Origin of the sequence: Providencia sp. wls1916 (genome assembly GCF_009706585.1) — a bacterium.
GTDB lineage: Bacteria > Pseudomonadota > Gammaproteobacteria > Enterobacterales > Enterobacteriaceae > Providencia > Providencia lanzhouensis.
Genome location: NZ_WLUL01000016.1, coordinates 69114 through 94456, shown reverse-complemented (window position 1 = coordinate 94456; position 25343 = coordinate 69114). Strand labels below are relative to the sequence as shown.

At 45.3% G+C, this 25343-nt stretch carries 22 protein-coding genes; 4 read left to right on the top strand and 18 right to left on the bottom strand.

Features of this window, described 5'->3' with window-relative positions; genetic code table 11:
* Positions 1-24: 24 nt before the first annotated feature.
* The gene (gene pyrE, locus GKR61_RS11375) at positions 25-666 is read right to left on the bottom strand and encodes an orotate phosphoribosyltransferase (RefSeq protein ID WP_108479136.1); all 642 of its coding nucleotides are present in this window, start codon (positions 664-666) and stop codon (positions 25-27) included.
* Positions 667-796: 130 nt separating this feature from the next.
* On the bottom strand, positions 797-1510 hold the full coding sequence (rph, locus tag GKR61_RS11370; RefSeq protein ID WP_036950714.1) for a ribonuclease PH: 714 nt from the start codon (positions 1508-1510) through the stop codon (positions 797-799).
* Between the two features lie 123 nt (positions 1511-1633).
* Between rph and GKR61_RS11365 the strand changes: the two genes are divergently transcribed.
* On the top strand, positions 1634-2497 hold the full coding sequence (locus GKR61_RS11365) for a YicC/YloC family endoribonuclease (protein WP_154639778.1): 864 nt from the start codon (positions 1634-1636) through the stop codon (positions 2495-2497).
* Between the two features lie 76 nt (positions 2498-2573).
* Here GKR61_RS11365 and GKR61_RS11360 read toward each other — a convergent pair whose 3' ends face one another.
* Both GKR61_RS11360 and GKR61_RS11355 read right to left on the bottom strand, forming a co-directional pair.
* The gene (locus GKR61_RS11360; RefSeq protein ID WP_036950710.1) at positions 2574-3830 is read right to left on the bottom strand and encodes a nucleoside permease; all 1257 of its coding nucleotides are present in this window, start codon (positions 3828-3830) and stop codon (positions 2574-2576) included.
* A gap of 124 nt (positions 3831-3954) precedes the next feature.
* Positions 3955-4773 carry a purine-nucleoside phosphorylase gene (locus GKR61_RS11355; protein WP_036950708.1) on the bottom strand — a complete coding sequence of 273 codons (819 nt, stop codon included), beginning with the start codon at positions 4771-4773 and terminating at the stop codon, positions 3955-3957.
* Between the two features lie 202 nt (positions 4774-4975).
* Between GKR61_RS11355 and GKR61_RS11350 the strand changes: the two genes are divergently transcribed.
* A complete protein-coding gene (locus GKR61_RS11350; protein ID WP_036950706.1) occupies positions 4976-6178 on the top strand; it encodes an ROK family protein in 1203 nt (400 codons plus the stop codon).
* Positions 6179-6251: 73 nt separating this feature from the next.
* Here GKR61_RS11350 and GKR61_RS11345 read toward each other — a convergent pair whose 3' ends face one another.
* The 6 genes from GKR61_RS11345 to fdhE all read right to left on the bottom strand — a co-directional run bounded on the left by GKR61_RS11345 (position 6252) and on the right by fdhE (position 14524).
* A complete protein-coding gene (locus GKR61_RS11345; RefSeq protein WP_154637090.1) occupies positions 6252-7418 on the bottom strand; it encodes a nucleotide sugar dehydrogenase in 1167 nt (388 codons plus the stop codon).
* Between the two features lie 76 nt (positions 7419-7494).
* Positions 7495-8496 carry an NAD-dependent epimerase gene (locus GKR61_RS11340; RefSeq protein ID WP_154639777.1) on the bottom strand — a complete coding sequence of 334 codons (1002 nt, stop codon included), beginning with the start codon at positions 8494-8496 and terminating at the stop codon, positions 7495-7497.
* Between the two features lie 65 nt (positions 8497-8561).
* A complete protein-coding gene (locus GKR61_RS11335; protein WP_036950700.1) occupies positions 8562-10220 on the bottom strand; it encodes an LTA synthase family protein in 1659 nt (552 codons plus the stop codon).
* 75 nt (positions 10221-10295) lie between these two features.
* Entirely contained in the window at positions 10296-12164 is a 1869-nt protein-coding gene (gene selB / locus GKR61_RS11330; protein ID WP_108479133.1) for a selenocysteine-specific translation elongation factor, read from the bottom strand.
* Entirely contained in the window at positions 12161-13552 is a 1392-nt protein-coding gene (gene selA / locus GKR61_RS11325) for an L-seryl-tRNA(Sec) selenium transferase (RefSeq protein WP_154599594.1), read from the bottom strand. The genes selB and selA overlap by 4 nt, the downstream gene beginning before the upstream one ends.
* Positions 13553-13588: 36 nt before the next feature.
* On the bottom strand, positions 13589-14524 hold the full coding sequence (fdhE, locus tag GKR61_RS11320) for a formate dehydrogenase accessory protein FdhE (RefSeq protein WP_154639776.1): 936 nt from the start codon (positions 14522-14524) through the stop codon (positions 13589-13591).
* 316 nt (positions 14525-14840) lie between these two features.
* On the opposite strand from fdhE, the gene GKR61_RS11315 reads away from it, so the two are divergent.
* Positions 14841-15494, top strand: coding sequence for a YoaK family protein (locus GKR61_RS11315; protein ID WP_036950690.1), 654 nt, complete (start codon positions 14841-14843; stop codon positions 15492-15494).
* A 71-nt stretch (positions 15495-15565) separates the two neighbouring features.
* Here the strand turns inward: GKR61_RS11315 and fdoI are convergent, their stop codons facing one another.
* From fdoI to fdnG, 3 genes are read right to left on the bottom strand one after another with little or no spacing between them, the layout of a single operon-like run.
* The gene (fdoI, locus tag GKR61_RS11310) at positions 15566-16222 is read right to left on the bottom strand and encodes a formate dehydrogenase cytochrome b556 subunit (protein WP_036950687.1); all 657 of its coding nucleotides are present in this window, start codon (positions 16220-16222) and stop codon (positions 15566-15568) included.
* Positions 16219-17163 carry a formate dehydrogenase subunit beta gene (gene fdxH / locus GKR61_RS11305; RefSeq protein ID WP_036950684.1) on the bottom strand — a complete coding sequence of 315 codons (945 nt, stop codon included), beginning with the start codon at positions 17161-17163 and terminating at the stop codon, positions 16219-16221. The genes fdoI and fdxH overlap by 4 nt, the downstream gene beginning before the upstream one ends.
* Before the next feature lie 11 nt (positions 17164-17174).
* A complete protein-coding gene (gene fdnG / locus GKR61_RS11300) occupies positions 17175-20222 on the bottom strand; it encodes a formate dehydrogenase-N subunit alpha (RefSeq protein ID WP_154599595.1) in 3048 nt (1015 codons plus the stop codon).
* A 175-nt stretch (positions 20223-20397) separates the two neighbouring features.
* Here fdnG and fdhD point away from each other — a divergent pair, with 175 nt between their 5' ends.
* The gene (fdhD, locus tag GKR61_RS11295) at positions 20398-21228 is read left to right on the top strand and encodes a formate dehydrogenase accessory sulfurtransferase FdhD (RefSeq protein ID WP_108479131.1); all 831 of its coding nucleotides are present in this window, start codon (positions 20398-20400) and stop codon (positions 21226-21228) included.
* Between the two features lie 97 nt (positions 21229-21325).
* Here fdhD and mnmE read toward each other — a convergent pair whose 3' ends face one another.
* The 5 genes from mnmE to rpmH form a co-directional block, all read right to left on the bottom strand.
* Positions 21326-22690 (bottom strand): tRNA uridine-5-carboxymethylaminomethyl(34) synthesis GTPase MnmE, encoded by a 1365-nt coding sequence (gene mnmE / locus GKR61_RS11290; RefSeq protein WP_036950677.1) that lies wholly within the window; start codon positions 22688-22690, stop codon positions 21326-21328.
* 111 nt (positions 22691-22801) lie between these two features.
* Positions 22802-24463: a membrane protein insertase YidC gene (yidC, locus tag GKR61_RS11285; RefSeq protein ID WP_036950675.1), complete on the bottom strand. Its 1662-nt coding sequence runs from the start codon at positions 24461-24463 to the stop codon at positions 22802-22804.
* A gap of 2 nt (positions 24464-24465) precedes the next feature.
* Positions 24466-24726 (bottom strand): membrane protein insertion efficiency factor YidD, encoded by a 261-nt coding sequence (gene yidD / locus GKR61_RS11280; RefSeq protein ID WP_006660611.1) that lies wholly within the window; start codon positions 24724-24726, stop codon positions 24466-24468.
* Positions 24690-25049, bottom strand: a complete 360-nt coding sequence (gene rnpA / locus GKR61_RS11275; RefSeq protein ID WP_006660612.1) for a ribonuclease P protein component — start codon at positions 25047-25049, stop codon at positions 24690-24692. The genes yidD and rnpA overlap by 37 nt, the downstream gene beginning before the upstream one ends.
* Positions 25050-25067: 18 nt before the next feature.
* On the bottom strand, positions 25068-25211 hold the full coding sequence (rpmH, locus tag GKR61_RS11270; RefSeq protein WP_004906236.1) for a 50S ribosomal protein L34: 144 nt from the start codon (positions 25209-25211) through the stop codon (positions 25068-25070).
* Positions 25212-25343 lie beyond the last annotated feature (132 nt).

The following is a 25343-nucleotide window of genomic DNA, read 5'->3' as shown; positions in this document are numbered from 1 at the left end:
TATTGGGCGAGGGCTTTTTTTCAATTAAATTCCATACTGCTCACGATACGCTTTCATCGCAGCAAGATGCTGTTGCATATCTTCTTTTTCCGCTAAATATGTAATTAAATCGCTCATTGTGATGATCGAATACACTTTACATCCATAGTCACGTTCCACTTCCTGCACCGCAGAAATTTCACCTTTCCCTTTTTCTTGGCGGTCTAAACACAGCAACACGCCACTCAACGTTGCTTTTTGCTGTTTGATGATTTCCATCGACTCACGAATTGCCGTACCTGCCGTAATCACATCATCGACAACCACAACACGTCCTTGCAGTGGGCTACCCACTAATGTACCGCCTTCCCCATGGTCTTTCGCTTCTTTACGATTAAAGCAGTATGGCATATCAATATTGTGATGTTCTGCCAATGCGACTGCGGTTGTGGTCGCAATCGGAATACCTTTATAGGCTGGACCAAAAATCACATCACACTCAATGGCACTTTCTTTTAACGCTTGTGCATAAAAACGACCGACAAGAGCCAAGTCACGCCCTGTATTAAACAGCCCCGCATTAAAGAAATAGGGACTCTTACGACCTGATTTCAGCGTAAACTCACCAAATTTCAGTACCTGTTTTTTCATGGCAAGTTCAATAAAATCGCGCTGATAGGCTTTCATTGGTCATTCTCCTCATTAATTAGTATTGGTCTTTTTTAATTGGAACTACTTTCGCGGTTTATTTGCTGCTGTATTCATAAACTGCGGGCATAAAAAAGGCGACTTTTCAGCCGCCTATTTAATAATAAATCTATTTCAGCGCTTCTCGCTGAGCTTCGAAAATGGTGTCTAGCCCCGTTTTCGCTAATGCTAGAAGAGCTAAAAGCTCTTCATGACTGAACGGTTCGCCTTCTGCGGTACCTTGTACCTCAATCATTCGGCCATCATCCATCATCACGACGTTCATATCCGTTTCTGCAGCAGAATCTTCAACATACTCCAGGTCACACAGCGCTTCTTGGTTAACGATACCAACAGACACCGCAGCAACCATGGATTTCAGAGGGCTTTTCGCTAATTTGCCTTGAGCAACCATGTTGTTCAGTGCATCAACCAATGCAACACACGCGCCTGAGATCGCTGCAGTACGTGTACCGCCATCCGCTTGGATAACATCGCAGTCCAACGTAATGGTATGCTCGCCAAGTTTTTTCAGGTCAACCGCCGCACGTAATGAACGTGCGATCAGTCGTTGAATTTCCATAGTACGACCGGTTTGTTTCCCTTTTGCCGCTTCACGTTGGTTACGGGAGTTTGTTGCGCGAGGTAACATACCATATTCTGCGGTTACCCAACCTTGACCCTGACCTTTTAAGAAACGAGGAACACCTTCTTCAACAGTCGCGTTACATAACACCTTAGTGTCGCCAAACTCAATAAGAACAGAGCCTTCCGCATGCTTTGTATAATTGCGCGTAATTTTTATTGGGCGCATCTGGTCTGCTAATCTACCTGCTGGGCGCATGGTGTTATCTCCGTTATCAACTCAAATTGGCACGTATTATACGTTGTTAATCGGATAATGCCTATCCTGTCATCCGTCATAGCGCTATAATCCTGTTATCTTAATGAATGATAGGAACGAATTATGATCCGTAGTATGACTGCTTTTGCCCGCCGTGATATCAAGGGTGAATGGGGGAATGCGGCTTGGGAGCTGCGTTCCGTAAACCAGCGTTATTTAGAAACCTATATCCGTTTACCCGAGCAATTTCGCAGCTTAGAGCCAGTTATCCGTGAACGCCTTCGTTCCCGTCTAACACGTGGTAAAGTCGAATGTAACCTACGTTTTGACTTAGATGGTGCTCACCGTGGTGAGTTACAGCTCAATGAAGATTTAGCTCGCCAGCTGATTAGCGCAGCGAACTGGGTAAAAAATTACAGCCATGAAGGTGAGATTAATCCGTTAGAAATCTTACGTTGGCCAGGAGTGATGTCCGCGGGTGAACAAGATTTAGACGCGATTAGTGAACAACTAATGGCAGGCTTAGATGAAACTATCGATGCCTTTATCCAAAGCCGTGAAGCAGAAGGTGCAGCGCTGCATAGCCTTATCGAGCAACGTCTGGATGGTGTTTTGGTTGAAGTTGCCAAAGTTCGCCAACATATGCCTGAAATCCTGCAATGGCAACGTGACCGCCTGCAAAGCAAATTAGACGAAGCTCAAATTCAAGTGGATAACAACCGCTTAGAGCAAGAGCTTATTTTGCTGGCTCAGCGTGTTGATGTCGCCGAAGAGTTAGACCGACTAGAAGCTCACGTCAAAGAGACGCGCAATATCCTGAAGAAAAAAGAAGCCAGCGGTCGTCGTCTTGATTTCATGATGCAAGAATTTAACCGTGAATCAAATACTCTTGCCTCTAAATCTATTAATAGTGAAGTGACTAACTCTGCTGTTGAACTCAAAGTGCTGATTGAGCAAATGCGCGAACAGATTCAGAACATCGAATAAAAATCACTTTTCAGAGTAACTTCAAGCCAGCTTATTCACTGAATTTGCTGGCTTTTTTATTAAATCAAACTCAACCTTAACCCGCTTTTGCCATTTCCAACGGTTTCTCACGCTGGTGCTTATAATGGAAAGAGAAGTAGAAGATCACGGCCAATATTACGGTGTAGGACGAGAACACCAGCCAGATTGACTGCCAATCCTTCACGCCATCCACACTAAAGTAGTCAACGACCAATCCGCTCAATATCGCCCCAAAATAGGCACCCACACCATTCACCATGGTCATAAACAATCCTTGAGCACTAGCACGCATACGGTGGTCTACTTCCTGCTCAATAAAAATAGAACCGGAAATATTAAAGAAATCGAACGCACAGCCATACACAATCATCGACATAATTAAGAACATCAAACCGATAGTCGATGGGTCACCGAAGGCAAAGAAACCGAATCGCAATGTCCATGCCAACATACTGAGCAGCATGACGGTTTTAATACCATAACGCTTTAAAAAGAATGGGATAGCGAGAATAAACGCCACTTCCGCCATTTGGGAAACTGACAGCAAAATCGACGGATACTGAACAATCAAACTGTCTTGATACAGCGGATTACGCGCAAAATCATGCAAGAACGGGCTACCAAACGTATTGGTAATTTGCAGAACCGCACCCAGTAGCATCGCAAACAGAAAAAATACCGCCATAATCGGCTTTTTGAACAAGACTAATGCATCTAACCCAAGCTTGCTCATCCAACTGGTGGTGATAGCCTGCTTATTTACCGCCATTTTTGGTAATGTCAGGGAATACATCGCGAGCAGCAACGAGCAACTTCCCGCCACATACAGCTGCATACTGCTCAACTCAAATTTCAGTAAGCTAATACTCCACATCGCTGCAATAAACCCTACGGTACCAAAGACACGAATTGGCGGGAAATTGGCAACAGAGTCTAGCTGATACTGACTTAGCGATGAGTAGCTAATGGTGTTCGACAAGGCGATAGTCGGCATAAACGCCATTGCATTGATTAGCATTGCCCAGAACATCACTGAAGGATCCGCCACCGTCGCAGCGTAAAACAACGAACCGGCACAAATAATATGGCAAAGCATATACAGACGGTTTGCAGGGATATATTTATCCGCAATGATGCCGATTAATCCGGGCATCAAAATAGCGGCAATCCCTTTCGAGCTGTACACCATACCGACTTCAGCCCCTGAAAAATCCAAGGTTTTCATCATGTAGGCACCCAATGTCACCAGCCAACTTCCCCAAACAAAATATTGCAGAAAAAGCATGACCTTTAAACGAGACTTAATATTCATACTAGGCTCCGTTTGGAGTGAATTTGGCGGGTAACATTCTCAGCTCGGCGATAACGCCCCAAAGGAAAACCGCTCCCGCACTGTCTTTCTATTAATTTGATAAAAAGCTTAACTTGATAAAAAGTTAGAAGCGCTCAATCACACCCGTCACTAATTTTAAGAAGGTTGCCTTCACTTTTTCTGCCGTTTCAATCACTTCATCATGGCTTAAAGGCTGTTCTAAAATGCCGCATGCCATGTTGGTCAGGCAGGAGATACCGACTGTTTTAATCTGAGAATGGTGAGCCACCAGCGCTTCAGGTACTGTCGACATACCCACAGCATCAGCCCCGAGAGTTCTGATCATACGAATTTCGGCTGGCGTTTCATAAGTTGGACCCGTCCACCATGCGTACACGCCTTGGCGCAGAGACACACCTTGCTCCTTCGCGACATCCAAAATCGTTTGGCGCAGCTCTTTGTTGTACACTTCGCTGACATCAAGGAAACGTACACCCAGCTCTGGATTATTTGGCCCCATTAATGGGTTATTCGCCGTTAGGTTAATATGATCAGTGATAACCATCAGATCGCCCGGGTTAAAGTCCGTATTCACCGCACCGCAGGCGTTGGTAATGATCAATTTTTCCACACCCAGCGCTTTCATTAAACGCACAGGGAACGTCACTTGATCCAGAGAAAAACCTTCGTAATAGTGGAAACGACCTTTCATCGCCACCACAGTTTTGCCTGCAATCGTCCCGATCACTAACTCGTTCGCGTGACCGACTGCCTCAGACTTCGCAAAATGGGGTACTTCGCTATAAGGAATATGCACCGCATTTTCTAACGTATCAGCAAATGGGCCTAATCCAGACCCTAAAATGATCCCAACAGTAGGCTTCATATCCGTACGAGATTGGATAAAACTTAAGCTTTCTAAGATATCTTTGGTGTTGTGCATAATGCGCTCCGCAATCAAATCAAATAAAGAAGATGATTAGGATAATAACGAAATTAGAAAATCTAACAGCGATCTTAATCTCATTTTGAGAAAATGTTGATAAACATGATATCTGTTAAAGTACTCGCCATGTGAATCTGTTAATCTTGAATGATTAGCTTTATAGCTGGATATTCCACTAGCGAAAATAGGAGGGGAACAATTGTTACACCGTTTATTGAACGAATTTCGCACATCCAAAAATTCCAAAACGCAAAAACTCAAAACGCTGTATCGACTGATCCTTAACCACGGACCAATCCGGGCGGAGGCGCTAACCTCCCTCGCGAATATGAAACCCGCGACCTGTGCTAGGCTCCTCGATGAACTGAGCAAATGCCAATTACTCTCCACTTCAGAACTTGGGGAATCAACAGGAGGACGCAAACCCATTTTGTACAGCGTCAATCCAGCTGATGGCTATTTAATTGGCATTGAGATGAGTGATATCTACTCTACGATTGTTCTGCAAAATCTGAAGTTAGACATTCTTGGCAAAGTCAAAATCAAGTATGAGCACCTCGAAACCGCCGAAAATATGCTCGACCATCTATTGGACAACGTCGATGACCTACTTGCTGAGCATCAGTTAGATACTCAAAAAATACTGGGTATCGGCATTGCCATCGACCATATTTTAGAACGCGATAAAGTGCCTTACTCTGACTACAGCGCACGAATTCAGGCGTTATATCAATACATTACCCAGCGTGTTCCCTGCTTTGTTCTGCTAGGAAGTGGCATCAGCTTCGCGGCCTTTGCGGAGTACCGTTTACGCTACGCCTCTGATAGCCAACGGTTCTTACTCACCACTTGCGACACCGACATTCGCAGCTCGACCATTATCAATAACCAATATGCCCCAACGCCGATAAGCACCGCTCAAGCTTTTGGACACACGACTATCGATATCAATGGTCAGCGTTGTGAGTGCGGCTCGTTTGGTTGTTTAAAACAGTACAGTTCATTGCACGCCATTAAGTCTCGCGTGATTCAGCATTTAAGACTTGGCAAACCCTCGGTCATTAACCAACTCGTCAAATCTGAAGATGAAATTAACTATCACACGATTTTTCAGGCGCTTGCCCAAAATGATGAGGTGTGTCTTAAAGCCTTAGAAGAAGCTGCTTATTACTACGGTATCGCGATTGCCAACGCGGTATTAATTACTCAAGCGGATGTGGTGGTTTGCGGCGGAACACTCACGCCAAAAAACCATTTCTTTGAGATGACCAAAAAATCCATTGAGCAAAAACTGTCGATTTTCCCGCATATCAAACCGCGTATTTACCCAGCTAATGATTCTTATGAAATCGTCGCTCAAGGTGCAGGTGGGATGGTGATGGAAAGCTATCTATCTGAATGACGACGGATACAAATAAAAAATGCCCCAACCTGTGGGGCATTTTCATTATAAATCACCGCTGACTATTTTAATCTTAGTCATTACCAAACAGATCGCGGGTATAGACTTTATCCGCCACATCATCCAGTTCAGGCACCATACGGTTTGCCAAGATAATATCGCTTTCCGCTTTAAATGCGTCTAAATCACGGATAACTTTCGAGCGGAAGAATTCATCGTCTTTCAGTACTGGCTCGTAAACCACCACTTCAATGCCTTTCGCTTTAATACGCTTCATCACACCCTGCACCGCAGAGGCACGGAAGTTATCGGAGCCCGCTTTCATCACTAAGCGATACACACCGACTTTACGTGGTGCTTTAGCGATAATCGCATCAGAGATAAAGTCTTTACGCGTGCGGTTAGATTCCACAATCGCGTTAATCAGGTTATTTGGCACATCGTCGTAGTTCGCCAGCAACTGCTTGGTGTCTTTCGGTAAGCAGTAGCCGCCATAACCGAATGATGGGTTATTGTAGTGGCTGCCGATACGTGGGTCTAAAGAGACGCCTTCAATGATTTGACGCGCATTTAAGCCACGGCTTTCTGCGTAAGTGTCTAATTCGTTGAAGTACGCCACACGCATCGCTAAGAAGGTGTTGGCGAATAATTTAACCGCTTCCGCTTCGGTACCGTCAGTAAACAGCACCGGCACATCTTTTTTAATCGCGCCTTCCAACAGCAAGTCAGCGAAAATTTGTGCGCGTTCAGAGCGCTCACCCACCACGATACGGGATGGGTATAGGTTATCCCACAGCGCACGACCTTCACGTAAGAATTCTGGGGAGAAAATCACGTTGGTGTAACCAAACTCTTCACGCAGACGCTCCGTAAAGCCCACAGGAATGGTGGACTTGACGATAATGGTCGCTTCCGGGTTCAGTTTGTTCACATCGTGAATAACGGATTCCACAGAATTAGTGTTGAAGTAGTTGGTTTTTGGGTCGTAGTCTGTCGGGGTCGCCACAATCACGTATTGCGCGCCCGTATAGGCTTCGACTTTATCTTCGGTTGCACGGAAATTGAGTTGTTTTTCCGTTAGAAACTGCTCGATTTCGGTATCGATAATCGGGGATTGCTTATTATTAAGCATCGCCACTTTTTCAGGAATGATATCGACCGCGACCACTTCGTGGTGTTGGGACAGTAACATGGCGTTAGACAGACCGACGTAGCCGGTACCTGCGATTGCTATTTTCAAACTTGCCTCTCAAATCCTTCTGCGGATATTTCAGGTGGTAAACTATATTGATGGTAAATCGTATTGATGACCGATATTAACGGTGATAATACGACTTGTACCAATCAACAAACGCCTGAACACCCTGTTCAATAGAAACTTGTGGGCGATAACCGGTGACGTTAAACAGGTCTTCGGTGTCTGCCCATGTCGTGTAAACATCTCCCGCTTGCATCGGTAAGAAGTTCTTAATGGCTTCTTTTCCTAACGCATTTTCCAATGCAGAAATAAAATCAATCAGCTTCACAGGCTGCCCATTACCAATATTATAAATCCGGTAAGGTGCACTGCTTTGCGCTGGCGAATCTGAGTGATTTTGCGGGTCTGCTTGCGGGATTATATCTGAAACACGGATAACACCTTCGACAATATCATCAATGAAAGTGAAATCACGGCTCAGATCGCCGTTATTATAAACATCGATAGGTTCACCCGCTAAGATAGCTTTGGTGAATTTAAACAGTGCCATATCAGGGCGTCCCCACGGACCATACACAGTGAAAAAGCGTAAGCCTGTCGTCGGGAGCTGATAAAGATGCGAATAAGAGTGCGCCATTAACTCATTGGCTTTTTTGGTCGCGGCATATAACGAAATAGGGTGATCGGTGGACATGTCGGTAGTGAATGGCATTTTATCGGTCACGCCATACACTGAACTCGAAGAGGCATACACCAAGTGTTTCACTTTCGCTTGGCGGCAACCTTCTAAAATCGCCAAATGCCCATTCAGGTTACTGTCAGCATAGGCAAATGGGTTTTGTAATGAGTAACGCACCCCTGCCTGTGCGGCAAGATGGATAACGCGGTCGAAATTCTCTTGAGTACACAACACCAGCACTTTTTCGCGGTCAGTGATATCAAGATGAATAAACCGGAACTGCGGATATTGTTCAAGTATATGCAGTCGAGACTGTTTCAATCCCTGATCATAATAGGCATTCATATTATCGATACCGATAACTTCATGCCCACTTTCTAGCAGTCTTTGACACAATCTAAAACCAATAAACCCGGCACTTCCCGTGACCAAATATTTCATATTCGTTATCTTCTTACGTTATTAAATGATGGTTTATCAACATTCTAGCACTAATTAGAGATAAACTACTTGGTCTCATCTTTATTGGCGACACCGAGCACATGATAAACATAGTGGCGATAACCATCGAGTAACTGCTTATCTTCACAGTCATTCAGTTTACCGTCGCATAAATGGCGCATCTTAATATTCGCTTCATAGAACGGCGAAACTTTCAAATTTGCGCGTTCCAATAACATTCCACCAAGGAATGAAATGTCCGTTAACTCACCTGTTTTAATTGCGGTACCCGCTTTGAGATTATCTCTTAGGGTAAACTGTGTCGCATAAGCAGGAGACGATAATGTGGACTTATATTTGTCCAAACTGATCCCCGGTTGATGGTCACCAAAATAGAGGAACATCAGTGGGCGCTGACGCTTTTCCATAAACGAAACGAAATCACGAATGGCCGCATCAGAATGGACGATTTTTTCCATATAATGGCTAAATTCGCCTGCGGAATCTTTATTATCTAGCTTATCTTTAATTCCATAGTCATCACTGTGACCTTCTTTATAAGGTCCGTGTTCATACATGGTTAATGCAAAAATAAAGACGGGCTTGTCCGTTTCTGTTGCCAAAATTTCTTTTACGTACTTCAGCATATCTTCCGTGCTGATCGTCCATAAATTATCTTGCAACTTGCCTGGATAACCTAACTCTTGAGGCTGAATGATACGGTCAACGCCCATCGTTTCATAAGCGTGACCAGAATGATAAGCCCCTTTATTAAACGGTGTCAGGACGACCGTATAATAACCGTTGGCTTTCATCTCTTTAAATAAGCTGTTATTTAAATGATCGACCACAAAATAGAACACACCGCTTTTTTGTGCTCCGAAATCATCGCTATTTAACCCCGTTAATGCAGAAAACTCAGATAACCATGTTCCACCACCGAAGGTTTGTACGCGCATCGGACTATGTGCAATCATATTGGCATCTTGCTGAAACATAAATAACTCTGGCAGTTTAGTCCCTGCAGGTAAATCATAAACTTTTGGATCAACCGTGGATTCTTGTAACAACAGCAGAATGTCAGGCTTTTCGGTTTGTTCATTCTTCGCCAAAGAAACATTCGCCGCTTTTTGTTCAAAATAGCTCGCATCACCCACAAAATGCGGTGATTTGTATTTCGCATTCTGTGCAGACATCACCAAGTTAGTCACTGTACCACGACCTTTCGGCAACATTTGTGACCATTTATCAAAGTAATGCGTACTTGCCCAATCCGCCCCAAAGTAACCAACGATAACCATGAGCACACTAACCACACGTGATATCTTGCGTTTACATGGTGTCGATAAGCGCCAACTGATCACACCGTTGATGATAAGCAGAATAAATAACGCAAGTACCGCCACGCCCGCCAACCAATAGTGACCTAATGTCCCTAAGTTGGAGGTATCCGTCATCAAATTAATATCAGTGAAGAAAAGTTGCTCTTTATAATAGTGAACTTTCAGCTGGTTAAAGATTTTGATGATAATAAACAGGGTACTCGTAATAATTGCAGAGAAAACCCAACGAGCAGTGACTGTAAATAAAACACCGAATATGACAGCGTAAACACAAATGGAAATCAGACCTGGATAGATAACGCCACTTTTTTCAAAGACTAAAAACAGCGAGCCAATAAAAATCAGCGCCAGATAAATACTCGCAATTAGTTTTTTATTCATTTGACTTCCACAATTCACAAAAAGGTATCAAGGTTAACAAAACTGCCAACATTATAATGGCGAAAACCCTACAATTTATTCAACAAAAATGCCTTTATCTCGTAAATAATGCCCATCTTCTTTACGACGAGTAAAGCCACTTTTATCAAAGAACTCAAGAATTTGAATCGCAAGTTTACGACCAATACCCAGTTCATTACGAAAATCAGCGGCAAAAATCACCTCGTGATCAGCACAATGACGTGAAATAATTTGGGCAAATTGGCGGATCTGTTCGCTGCTATAATACCTATCGCGCACAATCGCTACGATCATCCCCATTTGTGCAGCTTTTTTCAGTATACGGCGAATAGTATCTTCATCGTGACCTGTTTCTACGGCAATATCGCGTACCCAACGAGCTTCAGGATGCGAGAACAGCCCTTCCACTTGTTGCCAAATACCTTGCTGCTTGGCATCAAACACTAACCCATGCTGCGGCATATGCAACCAGCCACGAGTCTGCTTAATCACCCCCTCGGCAATCAAATCATTAATCAATTTGAATACCAAGGTTTCATCCATCGTAGGCAGCGCCATTCGTTTCAATCGCGCTTTACCGACACCTATCTGATCGCTATGAACTTCATTGAAATTTTCGAGGGATTGAGTCAACTTGTCCTTGGCAACCTGCGCTTTAAACGCAGAAAGTACGACATCGCCGACACGGACAATATCAACTTGTTCCAACAAGGAATCTAATGCCGACTGAGTTAACTGGCGCGACCAACCGTAACTGTTTAAGTCTAGCTCACCGCTGGGTAACTGTAGGTTAAGCTGCGCCAGCTCATCATCCGTTGCACATAAACGGGATAGCCAATCGAGAAACTCAGGTTGTCTCTTACCACGACGCGGAGACACTAAGCGGATCACTCGCGCACCAGCAAGGGTTTGCCGCGCACTAATATCGCGAATAATTAATCTGTCATTATCCACCAGCCACAGTGGCGTATCTAAAATCAGCTCTGCCAACATTGGTGTTTCGCCCGATTCTGTCAGCAAAGAGACTCGCCCTGTAATGTGACTTGCACCGTGGTATAAATGCACGGGTTGCCAATGTTTAAGTGGCGCATCACAAGTCAGTTCCACTATCACCCGAGAGGCGATAAAAGCAGGTTGCTCGGCCAGCAGCCAATCACCACGGGTTATCGACTCTTTATCGATATTCCCCGTTAAGTTAAGCGCGACGCGATCCCCTGCTTGAGCAAACTCAGCCACTTGGTTTTGGCGATGAATCCCACGAATACGGACTGGAGTATCCGCCCCCGTCACCCATAAGGATTCACCCACATTCACTTTACCCGCTAGCGCCGTTCCTGTGACTACAATCCCCGCCCCTTTCACATGGAAAATACGGTCGATGGCTAAACGAAAACGCTGTTGCAGGTTAGTAGAAGAATTATGTTGTTGGTGCAGTTGCTGTAAGTATTGACGCAGTGCATCAATGCCAAGCCCTGTACTTGCTGAAGTGATAAATAGTGGCGCATTCAACCAGCCTTGGCGACGCAGTTCCGCGTGAACCTGCTGAGTGACCTCTGCCACTCTCGACTCATCAACACGGTCGGCTTTGGTTAAAATCACCGAGACATCTTGGCAACCCGCAAGCCGTAAAATCGACAAATGCTCAAGGGTTTGCGCCATTATTCCATCGTCGCACGCCACCACCAGTAGGGCATGATTAACCCCACCGATCCCCGCCAACATGTTCGCGAGAAATTTTTCATGTCCGGGAACATCAATAAAACCGATTGAGCTACCGTCAGATTGCGGCCAATACGCATAGCCAAGGTCGATGGTCATTCCGCGTTTCTTCTCTTCTGGAAGATGCGCGGTGTTCACGCCTGTCAGCGCTTGAATTAACGATGTTTTACCATGGTCAACATGACCGGCTGTCGCAAAAATCATGACAATAACGCCTGCACTAACTCGTGTTCATCCTCAAGACAACGTAGGTCTAGCCACAATTTGCCCTCTTTTAAACGTCCGATCACAGGCTGAGGTAATTGACGCCAACGGTTGGCAAGACGCTCTAAATTACCGCCTTTTCCATCAAGAGGCGCGAATGTAATCGCATAGCTGGGTAATCGGTCAACAGGAAGAGAGCCGCTACCAATTTGTGATAAACAAGGCTCAGCCTCGACAAAGAAACGATCCCCATAATAAGCTTGCAGCTTCACGAGGATATTTTCGGCACTCTGCCTAATTTCTTCTTGGGAACGTGTTAACCAACGTAATGTCGGCAGTTCAGTGGTAAGTTTTTCAGGGGTTAAATAGAGTTTTAGCGTCGCTTCTAACGCAGCTAGCACCATTTTATCTACGCGAAGGGCACGTTTTAAGGGGTGTTTTTGAATGGCATCAATCCATTTTTTCTTACCGAGAATGATCCCCGCTTGAGGTCCTCCCAGAAGTTTGTCTCCAGAAATAGAGACTAAATCAATGCCTTGAGATAAATACGCTTGTGGCATCGGCTCCGCAGGTAATCCATATGCAGTCATATCAATCATTGACCCACTGCCTAAATCAATCGCCGTTGGTAATTGGTATTTTTGCCCTAAAACAGCTAGCTCTTCCCCTTCAACTTCCGCGGTAAAGCCTTCAATACTGTAGTTACTGGTATGCACCTTCATTAACAACCCAGTTTGGTCATTAATGGCATTTTCATAATCCCGTAAATGGGTTCGGTTCGTGGTACCCACTTCAACCAATTTACAGCCTGCCTGAGCCATCACATCGGGAACGCGGAATGCGCCCCCAATTTCCACCAGCTCACCGCGAGAGACAATCACCTCGCGCTGCGGAGCTACCGTGGCTAATAACAGTAAAACCGCCGCCGCATTGTTATTCACAATACAGGCATCTTCTGCCCCTGTTAGTTGGCACAGTAAGTCAGCAATAGCACGGTCACGATGCCCTCGCGTTGCACCATCAAGAGAATATTCTAAAGTGACTGGCGAGCTCATCACTTGCGAGACCGCATGGATGGCGGTGTTGGACATCACCGCACGTCCTAGATTGGTGTGCAACACAGTCCCAGTCAAATTAAAGACGTTTTTTAACGCACTGTATTGCAATTTATCATGGCGAACAGAAAGTTCTGCTAACCAATCACCGTGCCAATCCGGTAAGCATCCGTCTTGTGCGATAGATGCTCGCGCTTGTTCCTGCATTTCACGAAGACATTCCGTGACCCAATGCAGACCCGATTTCTCTACCAACACCTGCGCTTCATCGAATTGCAAAAGCTTATCGATGGCTGGTAGCTGGCGGTATAGCGCGACATTTGATTCATCCATAGTCACTCTTCTCTTTCTTACTGTGCAGCTAACAGATTATTTTTCGCCAGGGAATAAGAACGGGTTAATGCTGCTACGAGCAAAACCTTCTTCTTCCATACGTGCATCTAAAATGATCGAAGCTAAATCATCCGCTACCGCTTCCACTTTGGCTTCTTTCTCTTGGTATAAGACTTTCAGATAGCTACCACAGTCACCGCAACTTTCTGCTTTCACTGCCGCATTTTCATCATCCAGAGACCAGTAATTCAGGTCACGAGTTTGTTCGCAGTTACTGCATTTCACACGAACCATGTGCCACTCTGTTTCACACAGTGTGCAGTGCAAATAGCGTAAGCCTTGGCTAGTCCCAATTTGTACAATGCTAGAAACAGGCATGCTGTTGCACACTGGGCAGTAATGACGGTGATCTCCGTGTTCTGCGCGAGCTTTACCTGGAATATTGGCGGCCATTTGTGCCCAATAGACAGACAATGCCGCCCAAATGAACATAGATTTATCCGCAGGGACTTTTTCAAACTGTTCGTTTAACAGCGCAGTTGCCATCTCTTCGAGTTCAGCTTCTGATGCTTTTTCTAAGTTTTCCAAGGCAGTACGGACAGAATCTGGCACGATCGGCATCAATTCGGCGATGATTGAACGTAATAATTTGTGCCAGTGATCCGTGCGTGGGAATGTTTTTGCATCTAATGGTGCAGTATTCGTTGCCATTGAACGCGCTAAAACCGCTTCCATATCCATCTCTAATGGATTGTCATGTTGCGCATTATTTTGTGCCGTTGCCACTTCCGCAGAGAAGTTCAGATAATCTGCAAAAGGATGTTCACCAACGCCTAACTCTTTTAATCTTTCTGCACGACGTTGATAAAGGCTTTTTAAATTCGGGAATAAAACAGGCGGAATAAAGCCGATGCCTTTCTCTTTTAATCTCTCTTGACCTAATTCTTCTTTCGGGACGATACGAATACCCATTGCTCTCTCTCTTTTATATTTTTTATAACAACTTACTCCGAGAAATTGCCTATTCGCATTTCCCCGCAAGCCTCTAAGAAAATATTCGATTAACCAGCAAGTCTTGCCGTTTTACCCGTCAGGATAAAACAAAAGTCGCTGATAGGCTACTCTAGCCCTCCGAATATTCACCGTTGTTAACCCTGGTTTGTATGTGGAAATAACAAATTGGTATTAGGGCATTTTTATTTGATATAACTACTGTTATTTCCATGATGTTAATCCAATTGGCACATATAATAGTGTGCTCTCTATCCGCATCATAAAGGGCAACAATATGACGTCATTATTTCACTTCGAAGCGAAGTCTCACACACCCTTCTTTTTATTGCTTGCCTTTATTGGCGGATTTGTCGATGCCTGCTCATTTGTCATCTTTGAGGTATTTACTGGCCATCTGACGGGAAATAGCATTTTAAGTATGATTTACCTCGCCAAAATGAATATTGGCATGTTGCTACTCTCTGCAATTTCCATATTAGGATTTTTTGCAGGAACATTTTTGGGTTCTTGGATTCGGCTCAAGCATAGCGCAATCGTGTTATACCGCTTTGTTCTAGGTCTGGTATTTTTAATATTTAGTGGTGTTTTCACTATTTATTTTTTCATCCAGCCTTTGTATTCACCTGATTTAGCCATTTTGCTGATCAGCTTATCAATGGGAATTCAAAATGGTTATTTTAATAAGGCAGGAACAGTTGGGATCCACTCCACCTATGTCACCGGCATGACCACATCCTGCATTAATGCCTTTTTGAAAAATGTGCCCGGGGACAGTAGCAAAAAAGTTTTACTCTTGGCTGTACTCTCTTTTATTACGGGGGGATTAGCGGGCGGGGTTTTATCGGTGAATTACCAATATGTCGGGTTTTCTGCCGTATTAGTTCTCTTGGGATGTGCGCTAATTTACAGCTTCACAATCCGTGATTAGCACTATCTATTTTAGTGATAAAAAAAGCCCACAACCAATGTTGTGGGCTTGATTCATCGAGACAAAAACACTTAGTTTTTCTCTTGCTGCTCTTGTTGCTGTTTCTCTTTAGCAACTAGCTCGCGGTACCAACGTGGGTGGTGCTTTCTCGCCCAACCACGTGTTACCCAACCTTCAACCATCGCACGCACAGAGCCTTTGACCCAAATTGCCGCATACGCATGCACAACAATCATCAGGATCAAGCCAATGGCTGACAGCGAGTGAATAAGAATCGCTGCACGGTACACTGGGATTGGGAAATAGTCCGCGAAGAATGGTCGCCACATAATCACGCCAGTGACAACCAATGCCAGTAAGCAGATAGTGACCACCCAATACACCCCTTTCTGACCGAGGTTATATTGGCCTACGTCGCCAGCTTCTTCGTTTTTCAGTACCTTACCGATATTTTTCCCCCACTTGATATCTTCTTTATTAATGAAGTTATGGTGGAAATAACGGAAGAACATAAAGACGAACAGCAAGAACATCGCCGTACCCACAAATGGATGCAAAATTCGAGACAGTTGTGGCGTGCCTAAAATGTTCATAAACCAGTTCAGCGATGGGAAGAAAAAGCCCAGCCCGCTGATAGCCGTGAACAAGAAGCAAATCACAACCGCCCAGTGATTAATCCTTTCAATCGGTTTGTGGCGAATAATTTTGTCGTTATCATCTGGCATCATTTCTGATCCTCCCCTTCTTTTGATTTCGAAGTGTCAGACGACATTGCGTTATGCAAATCTTCTAGAGCCTCTTCTTCATCTTTCTTGGAGACGCGGTTTGGACCAATTCCCACATAGTGGAAAATTGCCGCCGCAAATGTTGCCGCAAAACCAACCGCAGCAATCGGCTTCCAGATACCTTTCCAGAAAGTAACTGTTGGGCTGATGGTCGGGTTTTCTGGTAATCCGTGATACAACTGCGGCTTATCTGCATGGTGCAATACATACATAACGTGCGTACCGCCCACACCTTGTGGATCGTATAAACCTGCGTTTGCATAACCACGAGTTTTCAGCTCTTCAACACGCTCGCCAGCCATGCCAATCATGTCTTCTTTGCTACCAAAATGGATAGCGCCAGTTGGACATGTTTTCACACAAGCAGGCTCTTGACCGACTTCAACACGGTCGACACACAGCGTACATTTGTATGCGCGGTTGTCTTCTTTGTTGATGCGTGGCACGTTGAACGGGCAACCCGCGATACAGTAACCACAACCGATACAGTGTTCAGATTGGAAATCCACGATACCGTTTTTATACTGGACGATTGCGCCTTCTGATGGGCATGCTTTCAGGCAGCCCGGATCAGCACAGTGCATACAGCCATCTTTACGGATCAGCCATTCAAATTTATCGTTCTCTTCCACTTCAGAGAAGCGCATTACTGTCCATGACTTAGCGGTTAAATCCGTTGGGTTGTCATACACCCCAACGTTTGTTCCGATTTTGTCGCGGATATCGTTCCATTCGGAACACGCAACCTGACACGCTTTACAGCCGATACAGGTTGTGACGTCAATCAGCTTTGCAACTTCTTCCTTATAGTCCCGCACCTGAGGTGCGGGCGTCAGGGAATTGGTGGCCGAGCGACGAATAATGTCCTGAGATTGCATTGACATAATTTATCTCCTTACACCTTTTCCACGTTGACAAGGAATGATTTAAATTCCGGCGTCTGAGTATTCGCATCACCCACATATGGCGTTAATGTGTTGGTGATAAAGCCCTTCACTGCAACACCTTCAAAGCCCCAGTGAATTGGAATACCGATGGTATCGATGTCTTTTCCATCCACTTGCAGGGTTTTAATGCGTTTAGTGACCACGGCTTTCGCTTTGATGTAACCACGTTTAGAACTGACCTTAACCGTATCGCCTTGCTCGATGCCTTTTTCTTTCGCTAAACGTTCACCAATTTCAATGAACTGTTGAGGTTGGATAATGGCATTTAACAGCGCATGCTTCGTCCAATAGTGGAAGTGCTCAGTTAAGCGGTAAGTGGTACCCACGTATGGGAACTCAGTCGCTTTACCCATTTGCGCCCAGTCGTCTTTAAACACACGAGCAGCAGGGTTTGACACCACATTTGGATGCAGCGGGTTAGTATCCAGCGGCGTTTCGATTGGTTCGTAATGCTCTGGGAATGGACCTTCTGCCATCTTATCCAGTGCAAATAAACGACCCATACCTTCAGGCTGCATGATAAATGGACCGACACCGCTTCCTGGGGCTGCAGTGCTGTAGTCTGGAATATCCATACCTACCCACTTGCTACCATTCCACTCAAGGATTTGGCGCTTCGGATCCCATGGTTTACCCATTGGGTCAGCCGATGCACGGTTATAAATCACGCGGCGGTTCAGTGGCCATGCCCATGCCCAACCTAATGTGTTACCCAGACCCGTTGGGTCGGAGTTATCACGGTTAGCCATTTGGTTACCTTTCGGCGTCCAACTACCAGAGAAGATCCAGCAACCGCTAGCCGTCGTACCGTCATCACGTAATTGAGCAAACGAGCTAAGCAGTTCGCCTTTTTTCACAATCACGTTGCCGTCAGCATCTTTCAGGTCTTCTAATGCGTAACCGTTGCTTTCTTGAGCCACTTCTTCCGGCGTTGGATTATCGCGGTCGAGGTAATCCCAAGTCATGCTCAGAACCTGTTCAGGTGCTGCGCCGCCTTCAGTTTCATACATTTGACGCAGGCGATGGTAGATACCTGACAGGATTTCACCATCACTGATAGCTTCACCTGGGGCGTCCGCACCTTTCCAGTGCCACTGTAACCAACGTGCTGAGTTAACAATTGAACCGTTTTCTTCAGCGAAACAGCAAGATGGTAGACGGAACACGGTGGTTTGAATCTCTTCCGGTTTCACATCGTTCATTTCGCCGTGATTTTGCCAGAAGTTTGCAGTTTCTGTGTTCAGCGGGTCGATAGTAATTAAGAACTTCAGCTTAGAAAGCGATTTCGAGACTTTGTTCTTGTTCGGGAATGAGGCTAATGGGTTAAAGCCTTGGCAGATATAGCCGTTAACTTCGCCCTTATCCATCATTTCAAAATAACGTAGAACGTCGTAGCCTTGATCCCACTTAGGTAACAGGTCGAAGCCCCAGTTATTCTCTTTCTGCGCTTTATCGCCATAGAAAGTTTTCATTAAGCTGACGAAGAATTTAGGGTAGTTACCCCAATAGTTCACCTGACCAGCAACGGTCGCTTTTGGTGTATTCGCCGCTAAATAGCTTTCTAAGGTTGTTTGCTTTTCTGATGGTAATGTCAGGTAACCCGGTAAGCTCTGAGATAACAGACCTAAGTCAGTCAGACCTTGGATGTTGGAGTGTCCACGCAGTGCGTTCACACCACCACCTAACATACCCATGTTACCAAGCAGTAACTGGATCATCGCCATGGTACGAATGTTCTGCGCACCAACGGTATGTTGAGTCCAACCCAGCGCATATAAGAAGGACGCTGTTTTGTCTTTCGCGCTAGTTTCTGCAATGTATTCACAGACTTGCAAGAAGTCTTTGATTGGCGTACCACAGATGTTGTTAACCACTTCTGGGGTATAACGGCTCACGTGCTCTTTCAATAGGTTCAGAACACAACGTGGGTTTTTCAGAGTCGGATCGCGCAGCGCTAAGCCGTTCTCATCCATCTCGTAGTTCCACGTGGTTTTGTCATATTGACGTTTTTCTGCATCGTAACCGGTGAACAGACCGTCATCAAAACCGAAGTCTTCACGAATAACTAAGCTGGCGTTGGTGTACGCCTCAACGTATTCACGTTGAATTTTTTCGTTATCCAGCAAGTATTTGATAACACCTGACAGGAAGGCAATATCGGTACCTGAACGGATAGGCGTGTAAAAATCCGCCACAGCCGCAGTACGGGTAAAGCGTGGATCGATAACGATTAATTTTGCTTTATTGTGGATTTTCGCTTCCATCGCCCAGCGGAAACCGACTGGATGCGCTTCTGCCGCATTACCGCCCATAACGACGATCAGGTTTGCGTTTTTAATGTCAACCCAGTGGTTGGTCATCGCACCGCGACCAAATGTTGGAGCAAGACTTGCTACCGTTGGTCCGTGTCAGACACGCGCTTGGTTATCCACGGCAAGCATGCCGAGGGCGCGACTAAATTTTTGGGTTACAAAACCTGTTTCGTTACTTGCCGCTGATGCACACAGCATACCGGTGGTTAACCAACGGTTGACCGTTACACCATCTTTATTCTGTTTAATGAAGTTTGCATCACGGTCTTCTTTCATTAACTTGGCGATGCGATCAAACGCGTCGTTCCAAGTGATGCGTTTCCATTCATTAGTGCCTGGTTCGCGAACTTCTGGATACTTGAGTCGACTCTCACTGTGGATAAAGTCGATTAATCCTGCACCTTTAGGACAAAGTGCACCACGGTTTACCGGATGATCCGGGTCCCCTTCGATATGAAAAATGCTTTCTTTCGCATTCTTCGCGCCATCACCTAGGCTGTACATTAACAGCCCACAGCCGACAGAACAGTAGGTACAGGTATTTCGAGTCTCTTTTGCACGCAGTAGTTTATACTGGCGTGTAGAGGCTAATGCAGTTGCTGGAGCAAAACCCAGCGCTGCTGCCGTTGTACCTGCCATACCGCCAGCGCAGATCTTAAAGAACTGCCTTCTGCTGACTTGCATGGGGGATCTCCTCATATACATTGCTCATGTTTACCTAACTTCGTCACAAAATTTGAGGTAAACTGTTCTTATTCAACGTCTTCCTTACGTATTCAGGTTCATTGCCTGATCAATGGTGTAAATTCTTTTTACCCATATCGAATATTATGTATCATTAGTGATAGGAATTCATCTAATGTATGAAACAAATACTACAAATAACCCTAAATTATCTAAAATGATCGGCGTTCAATCCACAATCGTGCAACAAAAAAATAACCTCGGTTCACTGGTTAATGATTTCGTTGCAGAGGAAATCCCTGTCGCTCTCGTTTATAACGGGATATCTCATGTGGTAATGATGGCGACACCCAAAGATCTGGAAGATTTTGCTGTCGGATTTTCATTATCAGAAGGGATCATACAATCCCGTGATGAAATTCGCGGAATTGATATTGTGCAAGGTTGTCACCGAGGCATTGAAGTTCATATTGAGTTATCAAGCCGCCGTTTTATGGCGCTCAAAGAGCGTCGTCGTAATCTGACTGGGCGAACTGGCTGCGGTATTTGTGGTACAGAACAGCTCGATGAGATATTTAAGCCTATCACTCCGCTGCCATTCACTCAAACATTCTCATTATCTTATCTCGATAACGCCCTACAAGAATTGAAGACAGTTCAAGAAATTGGCGCATTAACTGGTTGTACTCATGCAGCTGCGTGGATCTCTCCTGAAGGTCGCTTAGTGGGCGGATGTGAAGATGTGGGTCGCCATGTCGCGCTAGACAAGCTACTGGGAATGAAAAGCCGTTCTGATTGGCAGCAAGGGGCTATTTTAGTGTCTAGTCGCGCAAGTTATGAGATGGTACAAAAAGCCGCAAGCTGCGGTGCGGAAATTTTATTTGCGGTTTCAGCCGCAACATCATTGGCGATTGAAGTCGCCGAAAAAGCCAATTTAACGCTGGTCGGTTTCTGCCGCCAAGGTAAAGCCACCGTGTTTACCCATCCGAGTAGGGTGATAGACTAACCAGTATTCACTCACCGCCTAAATGAATTTACATGCAATGTCTGTGGGCTAGAACCATTTTCCCGATGTCAGGAAAATGGTTTTTTATTTATCTTAATCACTTACCAATACAGAAACTCGAGAAAATACGCCCTAACAAATCATCGGAGGTAAACTCACCGGTGATTTCGCTCAGTTCTTGCTGAGCTAAGCGTAACTCTTCAGCCAGCAGCTCACCGGAGCGAGCGTTCACTAACTGGTCATAGCCTTGTGCAAGGTGGGTTGCGGCATTGTTCAATGCTTGTAAGTGGCGACGACGGGCAAGGAAACCACCTTCTGTGTTGCTATTGAAGCCCATGGTTTCTTTGAGGTGATCACGCAGCAAATCGATGCCTTTTTCTTCACGGGCAGATAAACGGATCAGTGGGTAACGGGCATCAGCAACAAATTCTACAGATTCCCCTGTTTTGTCTGCTTTATTACGAATAACCGTGACTGGCAATGTTTCTGGCAAACGAGCCATAAATTCAGGCCAAATCTCTTGTGGCTCCGTAGCATCTGTCGTGGTGCTATCTACCATAAATAGCACACGGTCGGCTTGTTCAATCTCTTTCCATGCTCGTTCAATACCGATACGTTCAACTTCATCGCTGGCTTCACGTAAACCAGCGGTATCAATGATATGCAGTGGCATACCATCAATATGAATGTGTTCACGTAGGACGTCACGGGTAGTCCCCGCAATATCCGTCACAATCGCCGCTTCGCGCCCCGCTAATGCATTCAATAAGCTAGATTTGCCCGCATTTGGACGACCTGCAATCACCACTTTCATACCTTCGCGCAGCAAACTCCCTTGACGAGCCTGTGAACGGACATCTTCTAAATCCGCCACCACTTCGTTTAGTTTAGCTTCAATTTTACCGTCAGATAGGAAATCAATTTCTTCATCCGGAAAATCAATCGCCGCTTCCACATAGATACGCAAGTGAGTAAGCGCTTCCACCAATTGATGGATATGAGAGGAAAAGGCACCCTGCAAAGAGTTCATCGCTGAACGCGCCGCTTGTTCTGAACTCGCATCAATCAGGTCGGCAATCGCTTCGGCTTGCGCTAAATCGAGTTTGTCATTTAAAAATGCACGCTCAGAAAATTCCCCCGGATTGGCAATACGGATATTGGCAATGGTCAGAATTCTTCTGAGTAATAAATCGAGAATAACAGGACCACCATGCCCTTGTAGTTCAAGAACATCTTCCCCAGTGAAAGAGTTAGGTCCCGGGAAATAAATAGCAATCCCTTGGTCAAGAACAGAGCCATCTGCATCACGAAATGGCAGATAATCGGCATAGCGCGGCTTCGGTAACTTTCCGAGTACTGTTTCAGCAACAAGGGCTGCTTGCGGGCCGGATACACGTAAAATTCCAACCCCACCACGACCGGGAGCGGTTGCCTGTGCGACGATAGTATCGTTGATTTGCATGATGTTTCTCTGTCTATGACTAAAAAAATTGAGGCGACCCTAAATGGATCGCCTCAATGTTACTATAGAATCTGGCTTTGTGAAGCCCTCTAAACTCGATTGGAATTTAGATTATTTCTTCGCTTTCTTATCACGGCTATGTAAGCCACGTTTTTCCAGACCACGGTAAATAACCTGCTGCTGGATAATGGTGACTAAGTTGCTCACGATATAGTACAGAACCAGACCTGATGGGAACCACAGGAAGAACACGGTAAATACGACTGGCATGTAAGTCATGATCTTCTGCTGCATTGGGTCAGTCACGGTAGTTGGTGACATCTTCTGAATAACAAACATCGTCACACCCATCAGCACTGGCAGGATGTAGTACGGGTCTTGTGCAGACAAGTCTTGGATCCAACCAAAGAACGGTGCATGACGCAGTTCAACAGAACCCATCAACATGTAGTACAACGCAAGGAAGATTGGCATTTGAATCAGCAGCGGTAAACAACCACCCAGTGGGTTTACTTTTTCTGATTTGTACAGCGCCATCATTTCTTGGCTCATACGTTGTTTGTCGTCACCAATACGCTCACGCATTGCAGCCAGTTTAGGTTGCAGTAAACGCATTTTCGCCATTGAGGTGTACTGCGCTTTAGTCAGCGGGTACATAATACCACGGACGATAAAAGTGATAACGATGATGGCAATACCCCAGTTACCAACGAAACCGTGAATGAATTTCAACAGTTTGAACAGTGGCTGAGAGATAAACCATAACCAACCGTAATCTACGGTTAAGTCTAAATGAGGAGCAACTTCCGCCATTTCTGACTGAATTTCAGGACCAATCCACAGTGTAGAAGAGTAGGTCGCAGCACCATTTGATGCGATGGTCAGAGGTTCACTCTTATAACCAACGATGGCTGATTTCTTATCGAGATCAATGGTGTAGAAAGTGCTTTGCTCAGAAGAAGCTGGGATCCACGCAGTTGCAAAGTATTGTTGCAGCATCGCGACCCAACCACCTTTGGTTGTCAGGCTTAAGTTTTTATCTTCGATGTCACTGAAACTATATTTTTTATAGTTATTTTCATCAGAAGAGTAAGCCGCACCGCGGTAGGTATGTAGAGCAAAGTTACTGCTGCCAGTGTCACGTTGTTCTGGTAAAGCGATGGTTTGCTTTAATTGTCCGAAGAACGCAAGTGTTAAAGGCTGTGCAGTTGGGTTTTGAATGTTGTATTCAACATCAACAGTGTATTTGCCACGCTTCAGAATGTACGTCTTCTGATAAACCACACCGTTATTATCGGTGAAGGACATCGGAATACGTAATTCGTCTTGACCATCTTTTAACTCAAAGCTTGCTGCATCTGAAGTATAAAGAGGGCGCTGACCATTGTTATTCGCTGGGTTGTCTGGACCATGAGGACCGATCAGACCACTTTGAGCCTGATAAACAAAACCTGGTGTGGTTTCCAATAAACGGAATGGGTTTGGTGAATTCAGGGTTGCTGGATAGGCTAACAGGTCAGCCTCATCGATATCACCACCACGAGTATTGATACGAATATCAAGTACGTCGGTTTTAACGGCAATAAGCTTACCTTGTTCACTACCTGTGACCGCTTGACCATCATTGCTTGCACTGCTCGGCATGTCCGTCTTTTGCTGAGAAACTTGAACAGCCTTGGTTTCCTGAGCAACTTTATCGCTCTCCCAAGCCTGCCAAACTAAGAACGACACGAACAACAAAGCGATGAGTAGAAGATTGCGTTGGGAATCCATCGTTATAATTCTCTATTATCATCAGTTTTTCTAGGTGGGACAGGATCATCTCCACCAGCGTGTAAAGGGTGGCATTTTAATACGCGTTTGGCAGTTAACCAACTACCTTTTAGCATACCAAACCTGCGCAATGCCTCAATTCCGTAATTAGAGCATGTGGGATTGAAACGACAACGAGGTCCTAACAACGGACTAATAGCCAGTTGGTAACCTCTGATCAGCATGATCAGGACTTTTGAGCCAAGCGACGGTGACGACGCCATAACTTATCCAATGATTCCGTAATCTGTTGATTGTCGAGATCGGCTACCCCTCTGCGAACCAGAACCACAAAGTCCATTGAAGGCAACTCATGTTGATGCAAACGAAAATATTCACGGGCTAATCGTTTGATACGATTACGCTCATGAGCACGTTTAACATTTTTTTTGGCGATGGTAAGACCGATGCGGGGATGCCCCAGCTCGTTAAGGCGACCAAGGATTGTTATCTCTGGGGAACTCGCCCTCTGCGGCTGCTTGAAGACATTGTCGAAATGCCTGGGAGTTAACAAACGTAACTCCCGGGTAAAAGCGAGCGTAACCACTATAGAGGGCTAGCTTTATTACTTAGATGAAACGGTCAGACGAGCGCGGCCTTTAGCACGACGGCGAGCCAGAACCTGACGACCATTTTTAGTGGCCATACGAGCACGGAAACCGTGTGAACGGTTGCGCTTCAGTACGGACGGTTGAAAAGTGCGTTTCATAACGATTTCTACCTAACTTTAAAATTTATTACTGATTCAGTAAACGCGTTGGCAACCAGTGGAAACTGATTTACACCTGTGCCTCTATCGCAACAATATAGAAAGAGGCAGGATTGTAATAAAACATAGGGG